21 protein-coding genes and 1 riboswitch are annotated in these 23,262 nt (G+C 31.7%); of the genes, 3 read left to right on the top strand and 18 right to left on the bottom strand.

The genetic code is table 11. The annotated features are described in order from the left end of the window. Nucleotides 1-35: 35 nt before the first annotated feature. A complete protein-coding gene (locus tag N4T77_RS14545; protein WP_261672553.1) occupies nt 36-572 on the top strand; it encodes a CBO0543 family protein in 537 nt (178 codons plus the stop codon). 42 nt (nt 573-614) lie between these two features. Here the strand turns inward: N4T77_RS14545 and N4T77_RS14540 are convergent, their stop codons facing one another. The 11 genes from N4T77_RS14540 to N4T77_RS14490 all read right to left on the bottom strand — a co-directional run bounded on the left by N4T77_RS14540 (nt 615) and on the right by N4T77_RS14490 (nt 11,165). Next, nucleotides 615-2,777, bottom strand: a complete 2,163-nt coding sequence (locus N4T77_RS14540) for a YhgE/Pip domain-containing protein (RefSeq protein WP_261672552.1) — start codon at nt 2,775-2,777, stop codon at nt 615-617. 139 nt (nt 2,778-2,916) lie between these two features. After that, nucleotides 2,917-3,567, bottom strand: coding sequence for a hemolysin III family protein (locus N4T77_RS14535; protein ID WP_261672550.1), 651 nt, complete (start codon nt 3,565-3,567; stop codon nt 2,917-2,919). A gap of 219 nt (nt 3,568-3,786) precedes the next feature. Continuing rightward, on the bottom strand, nt 3,787-4,122 hold the full coding sequence (locus tag N4T77_RS14530; RefSeq protein ID WP_261672549.1) for a cyclic-di-AMP receptor: 336 nt from the start codon (nt 4,120-4,122) through the stop codon (nt 3,787-3,789). A 125-nt stretch (nt 4,123-4,247) separates the two neighbouring features. After that, nucleotides 4,248-4,517, bottom strand: coding sequence for a hypothetical protein (locus tag N4T77_RS14525; RefSeq protein WP_261672548.1), 270 nt, complete (start codon nt 4,515-4,517; stop codon nt 4,248-4,250). 227 nt (nt 4,518-4,744) lie between these two features. Next, the gene (locus tag N4T77_RS14520; RefSeq protein WP_261672547.1) at nt 4,745-5,911 is read right to left on the bottom strand and encodes a tol-pal system YbgF family protein; all 1,167 of its coding nucleotides are present in this window, start codon (nt 5,909-5,911) and stop codon (nt 4,745-4,747) included. 26 nt (nt 5,912-5,937) lie between these two features. Next, entirely contained in the window at nt 5,938-6,540 is a 603-nt protein-coding gene (gene grpE / locus N4T77_RS14515; protein ID WP_261672546.1) for a nucleotide exchange factor GrpE, read from the bottom strand. Between the two features lie 10 nt (nt 6,541-6,550). Then, nucleotides 6,551-6,985: a hypothetical protein gene (locus N4T77_RS14510; RefSeq protein WP_261672545.1), complete on the bottom strand. Its 435-nt coding sequence runs from the start codon at nt 6,983-6,985 to the stop codon at nt 6,551-6,553. A 255-nt stretch (nt 6,986-7,240) separates the two neighbouring features. Further along, a complete protein-coding gene (locus N4T77_RS14505) occupies nt 7,241-7,741 on the bottom strand; it encodes a hypothetical protein (protein WP_261672544.1) in 501 nt (166 codons plus the stop codon). 199 nt (nt 7,742-7,940) lie between these two features. Next, nucleotides 7,941-8,531, bottom strand: coding sequence for an ECF transporter S component (locus tag N4T77_RS14500; RefSeq protein ID WP_261672542.1), 591 nt, complete (start codon nt 8,529-8,531; stop codon nt 7,941-7,943). Nucleotides 8,532-8,543: 12 nt separating this feature from the next. Beyond that, nucleotides 8,544-9,521: a nucleoside hydrolase gene (locus tag N4T77_RS14495; RefSeq protein WP_261672541.1), complete on the bottom strand. Its 978-nt coding sequence runs from the start codon at nt 9,519-9,521 to the stop codon at nt 8,544-8,546. Between the two features lie 75 nt (nt 9,522-9,596). Next, nucleotides 9,597-9,640, bottom strand: a riboswitch (PreQ1 riboswitch). Nucleotides 9,641-9,809: 169 nt separating this feature from the next. Continuing rightward, entirely contained in the window at nt 9,810-11,165 is a 1,356-nt protein-coding gene (locus N4T77_RS14490) for an MATE family efflux transporter (RefSeq protein WP_261672539.1), read from the bottom strand. Between the two features lie 178 nt (nt 11,166-11,343). Between N4T77_RS14490 and map the strand changes: the two genes are divergently transcribed. Next, nucleotides 11,344-12,090: a type I methionyl aminopeptidase gene (gene map / locus N4T77_RS14485; protein ID WP_261672538.1), complete on the top strand. Its 747-nt coding sequence runs from the start codon at nt 11,344-11,346 to the stop codon at nt 12,088-12,090. An 860-nt stretch (nt 12,091-12,950) separates the two neighbouring features. On the opposite strand, the gene N4T77_RS14480 is transcribed toward map, so the two are convergent. The 4 genes from N4T77_RS14480 to N4T77_RS14465 form a co-directional block, all read right to left on the bottom strand. Further along, the gene (locus tag N4T77_RS14480; protein ID WP_261672536.1) at nt 12,951-14,069 is read right to left on the bottom strand and encodes a diguanylate cyclase; all 1,119 of its coding nucleotides are present in this window, start codon (nt 14,067-14,069) and stop codon (nt 12,951-12,953) included. A 270-nt stretch (nt 14,070-14,339) separates the two neighbouring features. Next, nucleotides 14,340-15,599 carry a Ger(x)C family spore germination protein gene (locus tag N4T77_RS14475; protein ID WP_261672534.1) on the bottom strand — a complete coding sequence of 420 codons (1,260 nt, stop codon included), beginning with the start codon at nt 15,597-15,599 and terminating at the stop codon, nt 14,340-14,342. Continuing rightward, nucleotides 15,589-16,698: a spore germination protein gene (locus tag N4T77_RS14470; RefSeq protein WP_261672532.1), complete on the bottom strand. Its 1,110-nt coding sequence runs from the start codon at nt 16,696-16,698 to the stop codon at nt 15,589-15,591. The genes N4T77_RS14475 and N4T77_RS14470 overlap by 11 nt, the downstream gene beginning before the upstream one ends. After that, complete coding sequence (locus tag N4T77_RS14465) at nt 16,695-18,215, bottom strand: spore germination protein (RefSeq protein ID WP_261672531.1); 1,521 nt, start codon at nt 18,213-18,215, stop codon at nt 16,695-16,697. The genes N4T77_RS14470 and N4T77_RS14465 overlap by 4 nt, the downstream gene beginning before the upstream one ends. Nucleotides 18,216-18,430: 215 nt before the next feature. Between N4T77_RS14465 and N4T77_RS14460 the strand changes: the two genes are divergently transcribed. Next, nucleotides 18,431-19,201 carry a hypothetical protein gene (locus N4T77_RS14460; protein WP_261672530.1) on the top strand — a complete coding sequence of 257 codons (771 nt, stop codon included), beginning with the start codon at nt 18,431-18,433 and terminating at the stop codon, nt 19,199-19,201. 146 nt (nt 19,202-19,347) lie between these two features. Here N4T77_RS14460 and N4T77_RS14455 read toward each other — a convergent pair whose 3' ends face one another. The 3 genes from N4T77_RS14455 to N4T77_RS14445 form a co-directional block, all read right to left on the bottom strand. Beyond that, a complete protein-coding gene (locus tag N4T77_RS14455) occupies nt 19,348-20,988 on the bottom strand; it encodes a methyl-accepting chemotaxis protein (RefSeq protein ID WP_261672527.1) in 1,641 nt (546 codons plus the stop codon). 217 nt (nt 20,989-21,205) lie between these two features. After that, on the bottom strand, nt 21,206-21,790 hold the full coding sequence (gene rbr / locus N4T77_RS14450) for a rubrerythrin (RefSeq protein WP_261672526.1): 585 nt from the start codon (nt 21,788-21,790) through the stop codon (nt 21,206-21,208). Between the two features lie 152 nt (nt 21,791-21,942). Continuing rightward, nucleotides 21,943-22,926 (bottom strand): HD-GYP domain-containing protein, encoded by a 984-nt coding sequence (locus N4T77_RS14445; protein WP_261672524.1) that lies wholly within the window; start codon nt 22,924-22,926, stop codon nt 21,943-21,945. Between the last annotated feature and the right edge of the window lie 336 nt (nt 22,927-23,262).

The raw sequence follows: 23,262 nt of genomic DNA, 5'->3' as shown, positions 1-23,262 counted from the left end.
TAATAATCATATATTTTAATTTAAGAGGTAAAATAATGGAAGAAAAAGTTTGTGAAATCTATAATTTAATTATAGATGCAAATAGTAAAATGGCTTATCTTTGGAAGGCAGAAATGCTATTTAAATGGCGGTGGTGGTTACTAGTAATTTTAACTATTACTCCATGGCTTTTATGGATAAAATTCAAAAGAAAGGAAAGCACTTATAGATTATTACTAGTAGGAGTTATAATTATGCTTATCACCTCTTATCTAGACTTTATTGGAGTTATACTTGGAGCATGGCACTATAATTGGAAGGTAGTTCCTATCATTCCTGGATATATTCCTTGGGATTTTTCTCTTTTTCCTGTTTTTATAATGTTTTTACTGCAATATAAGGCCAAAATAAGTCCATTTATAAAAGCACTTATTTTCTCTAGCCTTTCTACTTTTGTTTTTGAACCTTTTTTTCGGTACTTAAAAATATATTGTGCAGATAATTGGAAATCCATTTATTCATTTCCTATTTATATAATAATATATCTATTTGCAGATTTTCTTGTTAAAAGAGATGAATTTGAAAAAATATAACTAGTATATTTAATACTAGTTATATTTTTTTATCTTATTATATTATTCTCCCACTAAGCCACTCTCTTTAAATTTCTCTATAAATTTTGTAATTATTCCACTTAATAACTCTTTCCAAGCTATTCCTATAATAATAAAAATAAAAAAGTAAACTCCTAGAATAGCTGCATTATAACCTAACAAATCCCAAAGAACTCCACCAACAGCTTCTCTCATTCCACCTACTGCATATGTGAAGGGAATAAAGGGATTTAAATGTTGAAAGAATGCTGGTGTAACCTCTATAGGAAACGTTCCACCAGAGGAAGATATTTGAAGTACTAATAATATCATTGCTAAAGCCTTCCCTACATTGCCAAATACAGATACCAAAGTGTAAACAATCATGCTAAATACTATACTTATATATACAGCATATATTATAAAAATTGTCGGATTTGCAACATAGGTTTTAAGCAAGTATATATCTCCTATAGTTACAACTAGCGCTTGGAAGATAGCTATGGTTAAAAAAGTCAAATATCTTCCCAAATATATTTCCTGTGGTTTTAATCTTTTGCCTTCCTCTAGATCAGGTACTTCAACAGAAAGTATGGAAACTAGTATGAGACACCCAACCCATAGTGATAAGGAAGTGAAAAATGGTGACATAGCAGAACCGTAATTAGGAATAGGAAACATCCTGTCCTGTATTAAATTTATAGGACTAGCAATAAATTCACTTTCCTTTCGAGCATCCAATCTCAATATTCTTATAATCTCATTTAATTTATCATCATCATTTAAGGCTCTTAACCTTTCTGCTGTGGTATGTATAGCATCCATAGTAGCTGGAAGTCTTCCTTTCAATTCAGTGATATCCTGTAATCCCAATTCTGTCCCTGTATTGACTTTTTTCAACAATTCACTTACAACAGGCAAATCATTTTTAGCATCTGCCAGTAACTTCAAAGTATTATCTGCTACTGTAATAGAGTTCTCCATTGCACTATTTACTGCCGGTGCTGTTACAGTATCAAAATTGCTAACTTCACTATCTAAAAACTTGGTTATTGCTGCAGAATCCTTTTTAAGGGTACTTAAAATATCTGCTGTCACCTGCTCTCCTCTATCAATAGAACTAATTAAAAAATTTATATTATTTACATGACCTTGTATTCTATCTCTCAAGTTTGTTAATGAATTTATAGAACCTTTTATAACTTTATTGTCTGAAGCATTTCCAAGGGACTTAAGAAAATCCAAAAGAACATTAGTATCCTTTATTATTCTATTATATCTATCTCTCACCACTGATAACAGCTCTTTTGCTCTGCTTGGATTTGAAGCTGCTAAATCTGCTGCATCATTTATCTCATCCTCTGCTATATGTGAAGCATTATCTAGGGTAACTAAATTTTCTTTGATTAATGGGGCTGCATTCTTTAGACTATCTCTAACTTTAACCAAAAAGCTTTCACCTGTATTCACTACATTAGATGCCTTATCTATCGTATCTTCAACTATTGGCAAATCTGATTGAACTCTTCTTACAAATCCCTGTAAAGTTACTACTCCATTATATAGATCATCTACAGCTTTATTTATCTGGGGTATTCTATTATCAATTTCGAAAATTATATTTATAAAACTTTGCAGTACAGGTTTGCCCTCCTCTAGTTCGATACCTAATCTATTAAAAATATCAAATATTATGCCATTTACTGTTTTAACAAAAGTACTATTTAGTTGTTCTTGAAGACTTGTTGCACCTTTTTGAGTAATCTTTGGAGCTACTGCATTTCTTTTTTCATTTACTTTATAGATTAAATCTGCCTTTTGTGGTTCACTTTCTACAACTGTTAACAGCCTCTTTGAAAAGTTTTCAGGTATTGTAATACTAGCATAGTATTTTCCATATTTAACACCTTCCTCTGCAGTTTTCTCGTCTACAAATCTCCAACCTATACTAGTATTGGTTTTTAGCTTTTCTAGTACCTGTTTTCCTACATCTAGCTTTTGACCACTAAACTGTGCTCCCTTATCTTTATTGACTACAGCAACTAAAATACCAGCAGTATTTCCATAAGGGTCCCAGGCAGACTTTATATTAAACCAAGCATAGAGTGCCGGTAATATCATTAAAGCAATTACAACTACTAGGGCAACCCAGTTTGTTATTATATTTTTAAAGTCTCTTCTATATATTTTAAGTATATTTTTCATGAATTGTCACAACCTCCCCTCTATATGTCATTAGTTTACTAAAAATCAAAAAAACCATACATTTTTTAAAACAATAATGTAGCTAAAAATAAAAAAAGTCTCTAGTTTCAACTTATTAAAACTAGAGACTTTCTTATTATTAAATATATAACATGTATTTAAACATAAGCCAGTAATGACAAAAGCTTCCTAATAATACGAAGATGTGAAAAATTTCGTGGAATCCAAAATGCTTAAAATTAATTCTAGGTCTTTTAGTAGCATAAATCACTCCGCCAATAGTATAAGAAATTCCTCCAGCGAAAAGCCAAGCCATTCCAGCCCCTGGAAGCACCTTTCCTAAAGGATATATAGCAATAATAACAAGCCATCCCATACCAATATAAAAAGCTGTTGAAATCCATCTAGGAGCATTAAACCAAAAATTTTTTACTAGTATTCCCACAATAGTTAATCCCCATATTGTTCCAAAAATACTCCATCCCCAAGCACCTCTAAGTGCAATCAGACAAATAGGAGTATAGCTTCCTGCAATTAAAACGTATATCATAGAATGATCTATCCTTCTAAGTATTGCAATTGCCTTTTCGGATATGGAAACTAAATGATATACTGAACTAGCAGTATAAAGCAATATTAAACTTATTCCAAAAACCGAAAAGGTAACAATATGCCAAGTACTTTGCTGTATAACCGAATAAACCACTAGAACAATTAGACCTATAACAGATGCAAAAGCACCAAATAAATGAGTTAGACCACTAACAGGTTCTCTGAAATTGTGAAACATAGAATCATTACCTCCAATATCTTATATTGTTACGATACCATGTAGTTTTGAAAGCTACATGTCATTATATACTTATACTAAACTTATACTAATAATATTTCAAAGGCTTAATTTAGCTAATTTAGTACATTATATCTAAATTTCACAGTATATCACCTAATATCTTTTTATTTCTTATATTTTATAATAATTTTATAGATTTTTATTTACCTATATCAACTATACTTTCTTGAACTTATCTACATCAATGACAAATACAGTTGCTCCACCAACCTTGACCTCTTTCTTATCAGAGTAAGAATCATATGTCTTTATTGACTTGGCCAAAGAATCCTCTGTCTCTACAGACTTAGTTTCGCCTTTGCATTTTTCTTTTATCCTAGAGATAACGTTATCAACCTCCTGCTGTTCTACTCCTACTAGAAGAGTAGTGTTTCCGGACTTAAGGAATCCTCCCGTGGATGCTATCTTTGTTACCTTGAATCCACCTTCTGTCAAGGAGTCTATCAAAGGATTTGCATCCTTTCGCTGGACAATAGCTATAATTAGTTTCACTTAAATCATCCCCTTTTATTAGTTTATACCCAAATTAAGGCTAATGTATTTTAAGTTTTAAATACAACCTAAATAATAATGATCAGCAAATATTACTGATCATCTTTTCTAGCTAAAGTATAGAACTACTTTTTTACATCTAACTCTTCTATTATAAATTTATCAAAGTCTATCTCCTCAATAAAATTATGCTCAGTAAAACTAGTTTTACTTCTATTATTATATTCTTCTAAATTGATAGGGAGCCAGTAAGGTTTTGAAATGTCAAGTTTATAACACATTTCAGTAATGCAAGCCTTTAGATTATCTTGGTAGCTTCCTTCAAGATTAGACGTAACTACTTCATCTTTAATTATTTTATCATTTTTAACTATTCTTCCCCAGATTTTTAGCATAGTTTCCTCCTTAGTAAAATATCAGTTTATTTTTTAATATTTTTCAACCATCTATAAAAATATAAACTAATACGGAAATTTAATAGCTTATTAATAATTATATACAATTGTTAATAAAAAAACTACAGTAAATCCAAACTATCTCAACTATGCACCTAAAGATTACTAAATTAATTTTTAAAAGCTGAAGGAGCTTCTGCCTTCAGCTTTTAAGATACTATTATTCATTACTCTATTATACTTCTTATTTTATCATTATTATACATAGTATCAGAATATTGTTCCACTATAATAGAAGCATACTTCTTAGCTTCTTTTATATTGTTGCTCTTGTAATCAATGATTGCTAAATCATAAAGGGATTCTTGTATATAACAGCCTTTTGGATACTTATTTATGTATTCCCTATAGTATTCTGATCCTCCCTTTCCACTGGCTTTGGCTGATTTAGCCAAATAAAAAATAATATGTTCATCTAAATAGCTGCCCTTCTTGTTTTCATAAGCAATAGACATATACTCAAAGGCTTTTTTATAATTTTCACTTCTATAAAGTTCTAGTCCATTGTTATAAAAATATGATTCTGCCTTATCTTTAAATGTGTTTTTCAACTGATTATATAAGCTTCTGCTATTTTCATCTAACTTAGATGAATCCAGTTCTTTATCCTTCGCCCAAAAATCATATAGATTTTCTTTCATCATATCATTACTTAGATTAGCCAGTATTTTATAATCTGTTTCTGCATTTGTTTTCTTTACGCTGACAGTTGGTTTAGAAATAGCTTCCTTTTCAGTATTATTGGATTTTTTATTAAATCCCGATATGGCAATAGATGAAAAAATAATTGCTACTGCAGCAACGGAAGCAGCGTATAGCTTAAACTTTGAATATTTTTTCTTATCTATATAATCCTTCATTTCATAGTAAAAAACTTCTTCTTTGTTTATTAGGTGCATTTCTTCCAGTATTTCTTTACACTTCACATAATCCCTTTTTATAGCATATATAGAACATGTCAAAATGTCATCGTTTAGAGTTCTAAAGCCCAATGTTCTTAAAGAAAGCAGGTGAAATAAAGCCTCTTCATATTTATCCTGCTTAATTAAGCTTACTGCTAAATTGTGTTTCTCTATACAATTATTAATTTGCTCAATACTTGATAAATATCTTTCACTAATTCCGTCTCTATAGTTTTTATTATTAAGAGCAAAAATCTTATATGCTTCTTCGAAGTTCCCTTTATATATAAGCATTAATGCGATAGCATTATTAAGTTTCTCCTCTTCTATCCCCGCAGAAGCTACTAAAGTTAGATAACTAAAAGCTTTATCTAAGCTTCCTTCAACAAAGTACTTCATTCCTTGTTTATAATACTGTATTAATTCCCCCATAACAAACCACCCATTAACTTATTCTGCTAGTTCAGTACTGTTATTACTCTAGCAGTTCTTATAAACCTTATGTTTCTATCATTATAATAAAATCCCTTCTTTAAAACTTGAGTTATAGTATCATTAGATAAAGTTATATTTCTTTCTGTCCCTGCAATTTCATGCTTGCTTTTATCAAATTTATCTATATCAACATTTGGAGCATATACCGTAAGACCTACCTCTAAGTACTCTTTTTCTAAAAATCTAAGTAATGAATTAACTGTATTGATTAAAGTCATATCGTTATTAAAACTTGACTTTTGAATAGCTTGTCTTATGCCATCTATAAAGTCATAAATGTTTACATAAGCATTAATTATACTTTTTATCCTTTCTATACATCTCTTTTTCTCCTCATGGTCTTTATCTAAAACATTCTTCAGCAAGTTTTTGTTATTTACAACATCATTATTAATAACTTCCATGGATTGCAGTAAACTATATATACTGTTTAAACTACTTTCAAATTCCGCAGAATCCTCAAGTTTAGATAAGTGTCCACTACTTAACCTATTTCCAGTATTACTGCCATTCTTCTCATAATCTTTTTTTAAACTTTGAATATCTTTAAATATATCTACTAACATATTCTTTCAATTACTCCTCCTTTACCTTTTGAAGTTCATTTTTAAATTTTTCAACTATAGAATCTAGTACTTCCTTTAGCTCCTGGCTATCTGACTCCAAAGTTCTTGCCTTTAAATCATTACAATGGTTCAATATGTTTTTAGATACCTGCTTCATACTTTCTATTTTTATTTTTAGAAGTAAGTTATCCTGCATCAGCTGCTTGTTAACATTATTTATGATGGGAACGGTGCTTTTTATACTTTCCTCAGAGTTACTCAAAATATTTTTAATCTTAAGTTCAATTTCATTCTTCATTTCCTGCAATTTTTTTCTTTTTCCCTCATCATTGTCACCACTGAGCTTAGAGTAGTTAATTTCCGGTTCGCTAGACAGCTTGTCTTTGTCTATCCCATTAAAAAAAATTCCCTTAGATTTAAGTGTTTCTATATTTAAACTATTCAATACGCTCTCCCTCACTCTCTATATCCTTCGTAAGTATTAATATTACTAAATAGATATATTTGTGCTATTATCTTATATATATTATAGTACATATTTATAACTTTTTCAAAATTTTGTAATTTACCTTATTTGTTACCAAATCATGTTATTTTTCCCTAAATCTCATTATATTTTTAATTTCCTTATTATATAAAAAAACATCATAATTAGTAACTTAACTAATTATGATGTTATAAATCTACTAAAAAATTAACTTTATGATAGATTTATTTTTCTAGATAAAATCTCTTCAATTTTTAAATTTATTCTCTCCTGTCTGGTAGTTAGTTTCTTTACATTATATTTATATATTAAACTTTTATTATTGGCCATCTCTTCTAAAGCTTTTTTTAGTACTTTTATTTCCTTGCTGCTTGTCAATGATGCCGTTATTCCTCCATCCCAATGTAAGTCATACCTTAACTCTTTTGCATAGTCAGTAAACTGAAAAAACATTTTACAGCTATCTCCACTAATATTTTCATCACTTATTACTACCCTGCTTTTGTCCACTGTAAAATACAGTATAAGATTTTCTGAAGCATAGCTATCTCCAAAGTATAAGTTAAAACCCTCCACAAAACTAGCATTGTAAATATCACTGCCAGCTATATAATTTAGTAACTCCTTAACATTATTCTTGTAGCTTATATTAGTTTTTAGCTTGTCTATCTTTACTGCTAGAGTTTTTGGAACCTTTTCACTGCCGTTAAACATACCACAACTCCCCTTTGTAGTAATATTCATACTCTATATCTATTCTATTTACTTAAAATAATTACAAAAATAGAGTTCCTTAATGACAGTGTTATTAGTTTAAGTTAATGGGTAAAGAGTTAATATTCTCTCTATACAAATAAAAAAATCCCCAGAGGATACCCTCTTAAGGATTTTTCTTTTAGATAAACAATCTATGTTAGAAAGCACTTCTACCTATTTCACTTGGATTATTAGTTCTTTTTAATCTTAATATAATCTGTTTAGGCATCCATTTAAGAGAAAGAAGAGCAGCAGCTACAGCTATACTCTTATCTAAAATATCTGTAAAAATTTGAACTGTGAAAACACTTTTAAAAAGATTTACTCCGCTACTTCTAAGTATTGCAACTACGTAGGAAGATCCAGAGGAAGTGATTCCTCCAAATGCAAAAGCTGCTATTATTGAAGCAACTAATGACCCTGAAACAGTAATTGCTAATATCCCTACAGGAATCCAGATTCCTTTCAATATATTTTTGCTATATAGTACTCCTGATACTATTGCTATAACTATTTGAACTGGGGTGAAAAAAAATGAAACGGGGTCAAAAGCAATAGTTGCCACTAAGCTACTTATGATTCCTACCATAACTCCATAAGTTGTTCCCATTAAAAAAGAGGCTAAAATAGTTCCTATGGTATCAAGATAAACAGGAAGTTTTAAGTTAAGTGCAATAAAGGAACCTGCTATATTTATATTTGCACATAGTGCAATGATTACAATGTGAAAAGGTGATATTTTTTTCATATTCTCTCCTCCTTAATAACTATATTTGTTATCCTTCAATACTAAAGCTATATCCTCTGTAAATTCAGGAAATAATCTGTTCAGAAAAATCTCCATAAATTTATGGCTTTGGACTTTGTCTAATACAAAACAATTAGATTTATGTTTATAAAAGTTGCCACAATCTACCACTGTCTGACCTATAGCAATTCCTTCTGTAACTACATCCACATAGGAATCAAATCCACTACATAATGTTCTATCCATAAAGTAAGCTACAGCTAAAGGATCATTTATGACACATCCAAGTGTTCTCTCCTGTTTCCAGTGAAAGTCCACGTAAAATCTAGTAATATCTACAATAAACCTTGAAAGTTCAGTATTCATCTGTCTTAAAAGTTCTATATAGTTTGGAGTTAACACTATCTCTCTTGTAACATCTAAGCCTACCATAGCCATAGGTATAGTTAAGTGGTCAAAGACATATTTTACTGCATGTGGATCAACCCAGTAATTAAATTCAGCCACTGGGGAACAGTTGCCATGACTCTTGAAAGTTCCGCCCATAGAAACTATTTCCTGAGCCTTACTAAAAGTCTGTAAATCTTTCTCCATAGCTCTGGCAATATTGGTAAGAGGGCCTAAAGCTATTATACTTATAGATTCTTCCTTTTCTATGGTACTTAAAATAAAATCTACAGCTCCATTTTTTATGATAGCTTCTGAAACCTCTGACATAAAGGTTGCTCCTAGTCCATCATCACCGTGAGTATCTTCTGCAGTAACTAGTTCTCTTACAAGAGGAACTTCTTCTCCTACATAAACTGGTACATCCAGTCTATTTAATAACTTCAGAACCTTTAAAGCATTCTTAGCTCCCTGAAGTGCTGGAACATTCCCTGACACAGTAGTAATTCCTAAAACCTCTAGTTCTGGACTTTTTAAAGCAAGTATTAGGGCCAGTGAATCATCAATACCAGGATCACAATCAATAATTACCTTTTTCCTCATTTTATCTGTCTCCTTTAATATTTTTTGCGAAAGTACGGCAAAACAAAAAAAGCCGTACCTAAGGATACAGCATTCCAATCCTTAGTTTTTTATAGAGGGAGTTCGCGAACCTCTCTCACCGTAAGGTGAAATTTTATTTACAACCTAATAAAGTTTATCATATAAATAAAGTTAAGTAAATATGTATAGGGTTGTAATTACAGAATTTAAATTAAAGGTAGCCATTGCTACCTCTAATTTATACTTTAACATAATATTTATCCAAGATTATTATATATATATATATTCTTACACCACTTTTGGTTCAGCATTTCCTAAACGCTTAAGTTCTTTAAACAAAAATACTCCTGTTAAAATAGAAGAAAGAGCATCAGCTGCTGGACCAGAAATCCATACTCCGTTTAACTTTAAAAAGTTAGGCAAAATAAGCAGCAGTGGCAGCAGCATTATAACTTGCCTGGACAAACTTAAAAATACAGAAACTTTTGCTTTTCCTACTGCTTGAAAATAATTTGAACTTACAATTTGAAATCCTATAATTGGAAGCATCGCTAGAAATATTCTAATTCCTGTTGAACCTATATTTATTAGTTCTACATCTGTGCTGCTAAAAATGCTTATGATTGCTCTCGGAAACAACTCTACAATAATAAAACCTATAGAAGATACTGCCGTAGCCGCCAGTACTGCTAGCTTTAATGCCTTCTTTACCCTTGTGAAATTTCTAGCACCATAATTATAGCCTATAATAGGCTGTGATCCTTGATTTATACCGAAAATAGGCATCAATATTAACATAGTAACACTGTTTATAATACCCATAGCAGCAATAGCAATATCTCCTCCATAGGTCTGCAGACTTTTATTAAAGGTTATATTAATTACTCCAGCAGCCAGTTGCATTAAAAAAGGAGATAACCCTATGGCAAATATTTGTTTTACAATATTAATATTTAGCTTTAAATTTTCAGTCTTAAGTTTCAGTGAACTTTTTTTACCCATAAAATATGAAAGTACCCATATAGAACAAACCGCCTGTGACACTATAGTGGCCAAAGCTGATCCTCTTATGCCTAGATTAAAAACAAAAATAAATAGAGGATTGAAGATAGTATTTAGTATAGCTCCAATTAGCATAGTAATCATTGCCATTCTAGGATTTCCCTCTGAACGTATAATATTATTAAGTCCAAAACCTATATTTTGTAGTACAGCTCCTAGTAAAATTACTGTAATAAACTCTTTTGCTAGAGGTAAAACCTCTTCACTTGCTCCAAACATTATTAACAGAGGTTCCTCAAAAATGAGCCCCAAAACAGTTACAAATATGGACACTAAAATAAGCAACGTAAAGGAATTGCCTAATATTTGTTCTGCCTCTTCTTTCTTTTTTTGACCAAGCTTTAAGGATACAGTAGCAGCAGCACCAATTCCTACCAGCATTCCAAAGGCCATAATAACAATTGCTATAGGAAAGGCTACTGTTGTGGCAGAAATACCTAAAAGCCCTACGCCTCTTCCTACGAATATTCTGTCTATAATATTATAAAGTGCATTTACTACCATACCAACAATAGCAGGAATAGAAAACTTAAGTAATAAACTTCCAACACTTCCTTCACCTAGTTGTTTAGATCTATCCATTTATTCTCCTCCTTTAATCCGCTAATATTATTATACCTTGAATCCTAATTGTTAATCTTAACATATACTCATATTAATTTAAAGTTATAATAATTGTTTTGCGAGTAAACATTATTTATAGTAAACTGAAATTATTTACTAAATATAAAGTAGGATATGAAAGGAAGGATTGTTATATATGATTATAACCTCTGAAAGAGATTTAGAAGCTTTAAAAAAAATAGGAAGAATAGTGGCATTAGCCCGTGAAGAAATGATTAAAAATATTAAACCAGGTATCACCACCGCTGAACTTGATCGCATTGGTGAAGAGGTCCTCTCTAAATATGGTGCAAGATCCGCTCCAAGATATGAGTATAATTTTCCTGGTGCCACCTGTATAAGCATAAATGAAGTGGCAGCCCACGGAATACCAGATGAAAGAATTGTTAAGAAAGGAGATTTAGTTAATATTGATATATCTGCAGAGTTAGATGGTTATTTCGCTGACACTGGTGTTACTATAACCGTTGAACCTTCATCCTCATTAGCCAAAAAACTTTGTGAATGTTCAAAATCAGCATTTTACAAGGCTATGGAAAAGGTACGTCCTGGTGTTAAGCTTAATCAAATAGGAAGAGCAATCCACAATGAAGCTAGGAATAATGGTTTTACTGTAATTAAGGATTTAACAGGTCATGGTATTGGAAAAAGGCTTCACGAAGAACCGGAGTATGTTCCAAACTTTTTTGATAAATCACAAGATTATCTGCTAAAAGAAGGACTTGTACTAGCAATAGAACCATTTATCTCCGCTGGCTCTGAATTTACTGTAGAAGAAAAGGATGGCTGGACATTAAGAACTGAAGATAAAAGCTTAGTTGCCCAATATGAGCATACAATAGTAGTTACCAAAGGAGAACCTATTATTATAACTGAACTATAAAAGTATAATACGACACAAAGGGAACTTAGCAATTAGACTTGGCAGCCTGTGTATGTAGGCAGTTATGTAGTGCTCTGTTAGCCCTCACATCGACAACAGCCTCTAATGCTGGCTCGATTTTTAAAAAGGTCAAATTTTTCAATGCGTCTCTTCGAGAGCTGAAAAACTTGAATCCTTTTTAAACTCGCCAACGTAAGAGGCTGTAGTCTTGTTCGAAGCTAACTGTCGCACTACATATCTACCAACACACAGGCTACAAAGTTTTAATTCTTATTCTAAGTTTTCTTATTTTGTTGCAATAATATAAAAATAAACTTATAATATAGGGCGACAAGCCCTTACGGTATAACACTTACAAAGAGTTCTGATGATATTTTTAACTAATATAAACAGTCAAATTATAATGTCTGTAAGGACTCTTTAAAGTGTGATAGAGTATTTAGTTTAGAAAATTTCATAATTACATAAATATCATTTACTCATGCTCTGCATTCTTATCTAGAATTTTTAATAATTAATGTACAACATACCTTATATATATTTCGCTCTGCTAATTACGCTGCCGCATATTTTTATTGGCTGTATTATTCACATAACAAAAATTTTGATGGTACTAAAAACAGGTGTGTAAGTAGAGGTGTACTGCGTAGAAGGCTTTGAATGAGGGTTAGAAGGTCTTATGCTGGCGATTTTGAAAATGTTAACGGAAACTCAGCTTTCGAAGAAAGCATTGAGTTGTAGTTCATTTTCAAAGTTGAGCCAGCATTAGACCTTCTTGCCGAAATGAGGGCCTTCAAGTAGTATACCTCTGCCTGCACACCGGTATTCAGTGCTCCAAACTTTTGTTACGTATAAAACTGCTACTTAGTAATCTCCCCATGCTGTACTAAATTACAGTTATCTCCTATACAAAACACCCTATTTCTTCCCATTTCCTTTGCTTTGTAAAGTGCCTGGTCAGCTTTACTGATTAACCTATTGGCATCTGTAACAGTATCTGGATATGTAGCAACTCCGATTGATACAGTACAGCTTACTTCTAACCCATTCTGCAATAAAAATTTATGTCTTTTTATTGCCATTCTAATCCGTTCCGCTACCCATGAGGCCTTCATATAGTTGCTATCTGGCAAGAGGATAGCAAACTCTTCTCCACCAATACGTGATATAACATCATCAGGACTGCATACATTGCTTAAAACTACTGCTAATTGTTTAAGAACAGCATCTCCTGCAGGGTGACCATAACTGTCATTAATCCTTTTAAAATAATCTATATCAATTATTAGTATTGAAAATCTATCAATATCTTTGCCCACCCTATCAGTTAAGTTATCAAACAATAAATTAAATTCTCTCGAATTACTTAAACCTGTTAAAAAGTCTTTTGTTGACTGTTCCTTAAACTTGGTGAAGATAACATAGGTCTCTTCAGCATATTTTATCACATGATATATAGCTAAAGATGCTAGGATAGAGGTAATCCAAAACTCTAAAACTGTATTGTATAATTGATCAGATCCCTTTAAAGTAATCCCTAGCTTAATTGTAAATAACATAACGCTGAATAAGCACATGGCTGACCATTTTTCCCAAAGCCTTGCAGTTAACTTTGATATAGCTCCATTCCCAACAGCGCTTAGCATAATAGCTGTTACAGCTAGTATTGTTGAGAAATTCACCTTAAATAAAAGTATCCTAAACAAAGCTATTATAACTGCAGTAACTATAGCTGGGAAGGTTCCTGCATAAATGGCCACTATGATTACTGGAATAAACCTCAAGTCTACTAAAGAATTTACACTAGGCTGAATGTTTAATGTCATTAGAATCACTCCTAAGACTCCTCCTATTATTCCTGCTGTATATCTTATTTTCACCGAAGACTTATGATTTACTGGAGTATCCTTAAAAAATATAAAGCCTAAAAATATAAAAGAAATTAATATACTTATGTTAACAAATAAATCTCGCAGCATTTTCCCACCTTCTCAATTATCATGTTATAATTTATTCTTCGTCATTATTTCAAATTAATTAAGGTGTTTTTATTATATTGATCTATTTTGTCCCTATAATAAATATTCCAACAGCTAATGCTACCAAGATTAATACTAGGATAACAATAATTATGCTGCTAAATTTTTTTCCTTTTTTCCATGATATCCTTGCAAATCTAAGAGTAAACCACGCAATAATTATATAAATTAAAAGAAATATCCAAGTCATATTTATAAACCATCCTATAGTTACTGTTTTGTATCCTGTTTCTCAGGTGGGTTAAGTTGTTTACCAAAGCTTTTCAAGTTTACTTTATAATGAATTGTAATCTCAGCTTTAGGAAACTTTTTCATCCAATCGTAGCCTTTATAATCGTCATAGGTTAAAAATTTTTTCCTAGCTGCAAGCTCCCATAGGAAGGGATCTCCATTTAAGTCACGCTGTGACTTTTGTACTACCTTCATGGACTCCTTTTCTAAATAACTTTCTATTGAGTTTTTTAATATAGCTTGCTTATTCATATCTTCAGGATAACTCTCAAAGCTAGGGATAGACAGTATATCAATTGAGATTGGTACAGTTACATCTATAACTGGAGCCCCTTCGGTAATATCAACATGAATCTTAGTTTTCTGTTGTTTTATAACCCTCCCTACAGTACGATACTTTTCATTTAATGGATCAGGAAAAGTAAACACCATACTCCTTACCTCTGGTTTAGGTCTTAAAATTGCAACTAATCTGGTTTCATCTCCAGTTAAACTCCCAATCATCCTTCCCTCTTTGAACACAGCAGAGCCTATTATTTCAGTAGGATTCCCTCCCTTCTTATTTACCTGACCTGGTAGAAAATCCGCCTCATTTTTTCCATCTTTATCAGAAAAATTTTTTGCAGTACCATAGGTAGTTAAAAAAAGACTTCCTCCTTCTTCAGTACGCTGCATAAATCTGTTTAAGTTTGAGTTAGGTGGAACCAATCCTGTATCCCTCCATCTTCTTGCCATAAACTGAAAGAACTTTTCAGGTCTATCCTCTAGGATAGGCTTATTTTGTCTAATAAAATCTTCAGCCTTTTCTCTAGATATCATTAAACTCATAGCACGTCTAATTTCCTTGTCCCGCAGCGATGACTCCAGGGCACGAAAAAACTCCTTAGTTTTTGCTAAATCTTCACCTACAACTAAAATCTTTGCATGGGAAAGGGATATTCTTCTTGTTACAGATACACTTACTAACTCCCTGGCAGTAAGAAGTCCTGGTGCTTCTACTGTTATAATATCTGATGGCTGACTGTTGCCACCACCACCCTGAGGTGTATTTCCACTACCTCCCCCAGCTTTAGGATTTGTAATTTGAAAGGTTATTCTCATCATTTTTTCACTACCCTTATCTATTCCAATGGCAGCAACATAACCCTGTTCCTCTATTTCAACCTTATCCCAACAGCCGCTAAATAGAGTTACCACCAATATTAAGATCATAAAAAAACTAACCTTTCTAAACTTCATTTTTACAATCTCCTTTCAATTTAGAAATGATTAAAAGGATAAAAGGTAGTGAATAAATAAAGACTAAAGCTATTTTTAACAAAAAGGTTTTTGCAACCTCAATTATATGGAAAAAGTTTTCTGGTATCATTCCAATAGCCATAGTCAACGCAGCACAAAGTGGAATTAGCGGTTCAAACTCTTCTAACCTTAATGTTTTCCCTAAAAAGGCTGCATCCATATAAATGTATACAGAAAAACGAATAATTGATCCTATGACCCAAAAGGCTAAAAAAAATGCCTCTAAATTCCCAAGAAATCTTCCCACATATATAAGTCTGGCAAGAGTCTGGTAAGGAAAATTTATAATTACTGCTGGGGGATAATCGAAAGCCATCATATATATTGCACAAAATGAAGAAATTACAATGGTTACAAAACCTAATCCTATAATGTTTGCAGTCTTATAGGAATTATAATTTCTCACATAGGGAAAGAAGATAGTAAAAAAAATCACTTCACCAAAGAGAGTACTATTAGTTATCCCACCCTTTATAATATTTTTAATACCACAACCGAAAATAGGAAATAAAAAACCAAAATTAAGATTCTTAATAACTAGTATTACATATATTGTCAACGCCAGTGAAACATAAGGAAAACTAATCCATGCAAATCTTCCTATAGCTTCTAGGCCATGGTAGGCAATTAAAGAACTGCCTACCATCAATATAAAATATAATACTATTACCGGTGTATTTAAGAAGAACACATTTGATAATATATCAATATAGCTTCTAGTATTAATTGCAGAAAATAGTATTATTAAAATAGTTAATGTACTACTTAGTACGAAACCTATATATTTTCCTGTTAGCTGATATATAATTTCTACTAAGCCTTTATTCTCATATTTTTTTAATATCTTTAGAAGAATAAGAAGGCAAACGAAAGGGATAACTGATGATATTAACACCATCATCCAGGCAGCACTTTTAGCTTCCTTAAAAAGCAATGTTGGCGTTGTGTCTGCAGCCTGCATACCTATAGTAAAAGCAATCATTGCAAAAAACTCTCTAGTTCCAGTTTTATTATTAGGTTGCTTAAACAGAATAATCACTCTCCCTTCGGCTTCTTACTTCTGACCTTATCTATAGGCCTAAGGAATGAAGGCCTTAGTAATTGCTTCCATGCTGGCGGTCTAGTAATTGTATCTTTAGAAGATTTATAATAGGGAGCTATAGGTGAATTGAAGGGAACTCCAAAGGACTTTATGGTACTTAAATAGGTTATTAATACAGCAAAGCATACTGCCATTCCATAAAACCCCATTGCTGCTCCAGCAAACAAAAAAATAAATCTTCCTATTCTAATCATAAAATTTAAACTTGTTTCTGGAATCGCAAAGGATGACAAACCTGTTAATGATACAACGATTACTAGTATGGGACTTACTATATTTGCTTGAACTGCTGCCTGACCTAAAATAAGAGCTCCAACTATTCCAATAGTAGGTCCTATAGGAGTTGGCACCCTTACTCCTGCCTCCCTAATTAAATCAAAGGCTAGTTCCATCAATAGCACTTCAATTATAGCTGGAAAGGGAAGTTTCTCTCTGCTTGCTGCTATAGCAAGAACTAAATCTGTAGGTATCATATCAATATGGTAGCTGCTTACAGCTATATATAAGCCTGGTGTAAGCAGTGCAATATAACAGGCTATCATTCTTAATAATCTTGTAAAATTACCATAGGCCCATCTTTGATATTGATCTTCAGAAGTATGAAAAAATGACCAAATGGTTACAGGCACTATTAAACTGTAAGGGGCTCCTTCCATAAGCATTGCCACATATCCTTCTTCGAGAAAGGCTACTACCCTGTCTGGCCTTTCTGTAAGTAGAACTGTAGGCACTAGAGAGTAGGTCTTATCTTCTATATATTGTTCCAATATTGAAAGATTTTTTACATTCTCCATACTAATTTTTGAAAGTCTTGTTCTTACTTCTTCTAGTAATTGAGGATTTGCAATATCCTTTATGTACATAATAAAAATCTCATTAAAAACTGTGGTATCGAGAATAATACTTTCCGAAATAAGCTTAGAATCCTTCAAGTGTTTTCTAATTAGGGATCGATTAACTGAACAGGATTCTGTGAAGGATTCCTTTGGACCCTTTAGTGCATTCTCTGTAGTAGGCTTTTCTACAGATCTATGTTGATACTCTGTAGTGGATACAGAAATAGCCTCATTGTGTCCCTTAATAAGCAGTATTGTATTTCCATTTATGATTTCATTTGAAATCTCTTTAAAGCTACTGACCTTTTTAACATTTTTTCCAGTTATAATATTTTTCATTAAAAAAGTACAAATATTTTCATTACCTTCATTAGGTTCAGATTTTTCTAGAAGAGGCATAATAATGTGTTTTTGTATTACGTCTTCATTTACGATGCCATTCAGATATAATATCTTTCCATCTGTATTTATAGCTTTTATATGAATATCTCTGATAATAAAATCCTTATTTTCTGGATAAACAAAAATGACTTTTAATTTATTAAGATTATCTTCTAAGTCACTTCCTATAGGATCATTTTTCGCTCTCTCACTAACAACATTATTAGCAGATTCCACTACAAATCACCACCTTTTATAAAGCCTAGTTACATTCTAGTATTTACAAATAACTTAAATTAAATTATTAAATTGCGTCTAGTTTTTAACAAGTTATTAATTATTATCTATGAAATATTAACCAAGTTGTAACGGAATTGTGACAATTAAAGGATATTATATACTCATAACAAATAATAAGTTATAAAAATAAAAGCACTTAAAGGAGAGATAAAATGAAGAGTAAAAAATTAATGAGTAAAGTTATAACTGCAGTAGTAGCTGGAAGTGTTCTTCTATCAACAGGAAGCTTTGTTTTCGCAAAGAGTAGTGCAGATGGAACAACTGGAGATAATACAAAAAGACAAGAAACTAGAATTAATAAGAAAGTCTCAGCAGAAAATATGAAAACTGAGCTTGATAAGTTAGTTACTGCCGGAACTATTACAGCTGATCAAGAAACTAAAGTTTTAGATTATTTTAAGCAAAAAGACACTGAAAGACAAGCAGAGATGGATAAAATTAAAAATATGACAGAAGCTGAACGCAAAACTTATTTTGAAAATAATAAGCCAGCAGAAAAAACTAATTTTTTAAGTGAATTAGTTACATCTGGAACTCTAACACAGGAACAAGCAGATGCTATAGCCAAAGTAACCCATAGAGGTCCTGGGGGCGGAAAAGGACATGGAATGGGTACAGAAGGATTTAAAAACCAGCTTGATAAACTAGTTACTGCTGGAACTATTACACAGGATGAAGAAAATAAAATTTTGGATTTTATGAACCAAAAGCAAACCGAGAAAAAAGCTGAAATGGATAAAGTTAAGAATATGACAGAAGCTGAACGTAAAACTTATTTTGAAAACAATAAAAAAGAGAAAACTGATCTAACTGCTGAGCTTGTAACTGCTGGTATTATATCACAGGAAAAAGCTGACGCTATTAAAGCAGCTATGCCAGCAGCAAAGGACCATGGCCCTATGCAACAAAAACAAAGCAAGTAAAATAGGGACTTCTACAAAATTCATAAAAGTCCTATACAAAAACAAAAACCATGCATAAATAGGAAAACAAATTTCCTTATATGCATGGTTTTTATTCATGAAAATTTATCCGATGACTACCTGCTTTCAGCAGTCCCTAGTTTATTCTAGATTTTAAACTTTTCTATACTTTCAGCTAATCTTTTAGACATATCAGTTAAGCTATTTACCGTTCTATTTAACTCCTCTGCTGATGCCGTTTCCTCTTCTATAGCTGCTGTTACCGATTCAGTGGCTGCAGATATTTCCTGTGCATCGTTAGCAAAGCCCTGAATGTTGGATATTATTCCATCCTTAGATTCTACAGTACTGTTTAAAGTTTCATTAACAGATTTTACCTGAGGAACTATTTTCTCTGTTTCTAGCAGTATTTCTTTTAATGCATCTATAGTATTTTCTACTATTTCACCTTGTCCTACAATAAAATTAGAGGCAACTTCTGAAGTTTTAGAAAGCTCCTTTGTATTACTAGTAATAGTGCTAACTATTGTATTAATACTCTTTGAAGAGTCTAAAACCTGTTCAGCCAGTTTTCTTATTTCATCAGCTACTACTGAAAATCCTCTTCCGGATTCTCCTGCTCTGGCAGCTTCAATTGATGCATTTAATGCTAATAGATTTGTTTGTTCTGCAACACTGGTTATAACCTCTGTAACAGTGTTAATTTTATTAACATTATCGTTTAAAACTTTAACCTTATCAGTAACATATAAAAATGTTTTCTGCAGCTGTTCCACTGCCTTATTAAGTTCTTCAATCTTTACTGTACCATTATCCGCCGAAAGCTTTATTCTATTACTGCTATTTGTAACTATATGAAGCTCATCAACTACCTTAACTAGATTTTCGGAAAACTCTTCTAAAAGTTGCAGCGTCTCAACAGTCTTATCTGATTGTCTTGTTGTACTCTCCGTAACCTCTGTCATTGAAGCAGCTATTTCTTCACTAGAAGATGCTACTCCATTACTAGAAAGGGCCAGGTTTCCAGAAACTCCCTCAAGCTCTGAGGCTGCTTCTTTAATTTTTTCAATCATAGTTCTTATAACCTTTATTGTATAATTCATACTATCAGACACAAGAGAAGTTTCATCTTTTCCTGTAGATTTAAACTGAACTGTTAAGTCTCCTTCACTTACCTTTTTCAAATCTGCTACCATAGCCATTATAGGTTTCGCAAACCTTCTTGAAACTATATAGGATACAAGTACTGCAAGCGCTATTATAATTATTATAAATAAACTTACCTTCTTTAGTATGGTAATAGGCAGTTCTTCAACTTCTTTTAAAGAAGTTTGAATTATTAGGGCGCCTTTATCTCCAGACTTATCTTTAAATGGAACTATAGTTTCATGAACAAGTTCCTTGGTTTCACCGCCTTTTTCATCATGATGAACGGCTTGTCCACTCTTAATAACTGATAAAGCCTTTTCTGTTGCAGTATTCCCAATGTCGTTTTTGCTTGTACTTACTATAATTTTATTTTCTTGGTTAACTATTGCCATATAGGATACATTTTTGGCATCTTCCTTGCTATGCTCTATATATTCTTGTATGTCTTGTAAGTTGTCTGTTTCATAGCTTTCTATACCATTCTCTATAGATAAAGCTAGGTTTAACGCATCATTTGCCACCTGTGTGGTAAATAATTTTCCAAACTGTACACTCATTAAAGTTACTGTATAAGCAATGCATACTAATGAAAGTGTAATAAATCCAATACTCATTTTTCGTCTAAAGGAACTAAACATTGATTCCCCTCCTGTCTTAGCTATTTATAAATTCAACTGTTAAAACCTATAAGCTTTAATATAGTTAATATAGTTAATATAGTTAACTATATTAACTATATTAATTATAATCTTACCTAAAATAGAAAGCAATAGATTTAATAGTTAATTATTAAAAATGAGGGAAAATTCCAGCATTATTAGCTACAACTTCCCCCCTCTATAAATAACTTACAATTTAATAATTCTCAACAAATACTTCAAAATATCCCTGTGGATGTATGCAAGCAGGACATACTTCTGGAGCGCTCTCTCCCTCATATATATATCCGCAGTTATTACATTTCCATAGAACTGAACTGTCCTTTTTAAACATAGTATCATTTTCTATATTGCTAAGTAACTTTCTATATCTAGCTTCATGGTGTTTTTCAACTTCAGCTATTTTTCTAAAGGATACCGCTACTGATGTAAATCCTTCTTCTTCAGCTACTTTTGCAAACTCTGGATAAAGTTCTGCCCATTCTTCATTTTCACCATTTGCTGCAGCTAGTAGATTTGATTTAGTATCTCCTAGTGCTACTGGATATGATGCAGTTATCTCCACCATTTCTCCATCTAAACTTCCTTTTAGATGTTTAAAAAATACCTTTGCATGCTCTTTTTCATTTTCAGCAGTTTCCATAAATAGATTATAAATCTGTACATAACCTTCCTTTTTAGCTGCAGATGCATAATATGTATACCTAGTTCTTGCCTGTGATTCTCCAGCAAAGGCCTTCATCAAGTTTTCAGCAGTTTTTGTTCCTTTTAATGACTTCATCCTATCTCCTCCATTTTAAATAATCTAGTATTTGTTTATATTCAACAATGTACTTGAAAATCCTTCTTATTTAATAATACTTATATGTGAATATAATGTTAACTTTATTATTTGTTAATGGAATAACTGTTAATATCCTTTTAGTTTTCTATCTAAAGAACTACTTTCTCGATAAACAATGATAAGTTTTCCATCAAATTATATATAACAGGCTTTCCATTTTCCATAACTCCTATCATTGGTCTTGTTGGGAAGTTTTTGTTTTGTAGTACAACCACTCCTTCTACACCGTTATTTAGCTTTACAAATAATCCGTTTGGATAACAATACACAGAATTAATAAACTCTTTAAATATTTCATCATTAAATTTTTTACCAGCTTGACTAGTAATATATTCTATTGCCATACTAGGTAATGTAAAACTTCCAGATTGCAATAAATTGTTATATTCATTACATATAGCAACTATTTTTGCAAATTCATGAATCTTATCTCCTTTAATCTTCTCCGGATAACCTGTCCCATCTTCACATTCATGGTGATGTAAAATGCACATGTAAGAAGTTACTGGTATGTGAGTTTGGCTTTTTATAAATTCATATCCTAATAGGCAATGCTTTTCCCCTTCATCAAATAATTTTCCCACATCGTGAAGCATAGCACCTACAGCTAATTTCTCAAGCTTGTCTCTGCTATAGTTTTTATTCATTGCTATTAATAGGGAAAGTATAGCTACATTAATAGAATGAATTACTAATTTTAATTCTTCATCTCTCTGTCCTATGTTACTAAGCAAAAATGAGTTTTCCGATACATCTAGGTTGTCAATAATCTTATTGGCAATGCTCATAATCTTTTTTTCATCAATAGTTTTATCCTTTTTTATATTATCGTATATAATCTTTAACTCTCTAATTACCTCAAGTCTAACAGGAGTATTTAATATTTCCTTTAAATTTATATCATCATTTTCATCTTTAATATAAACCGTATCTATTCCTACTTTTTGTAATATTTTTATATTGCTTTCAGTTATTTTTATACCTTCACTTGCATAAATCATACCGCTAGATAGGTATACTGACACTGCTAATTCTTTTCCTACTATACTCTCATTTAATAAAGTAAGCCTCATAGTAATTTTACATCTCCTTACATAAACAGAATTCTTGGCTTCAAATAAGGTATTGCCCCCACTGAAGGTTAGAAGTGATTATCCACCGTCGCATCCGCTCTTTATTCCTGCCTTAAAGGGTATGATGGTATTAGGGCAGATAGTGATTGTATAAACACTTTAATAACTTTATTATAATAACTTTTGTGACAATTTTCTACAGCTATTTATTTATATTAATGCTTTACATAAAAAACATCTTATTTCTCTTCTATTTTTAAACTAGTTAAATTTATTGCACAATCAACTTGGATTAGGTTGATAAATTGGATTATTTTTATAATAACTATTAGATTT

This window comes from Clostridium sp. CX1, assembly GCF_025398335.1.
In the GTDB taxonomy this organism is placed as follows: Bacteria; Bacillota; Clostridia; order Clostridiales; family Clostridiaceae; genus Clostridium_AM; species Clostridium_AM tanneri.
Note: the sequence above shows the minus strand (reverse complement) of the source record. Positions and strands in the feature narration are given on the sequence as shown.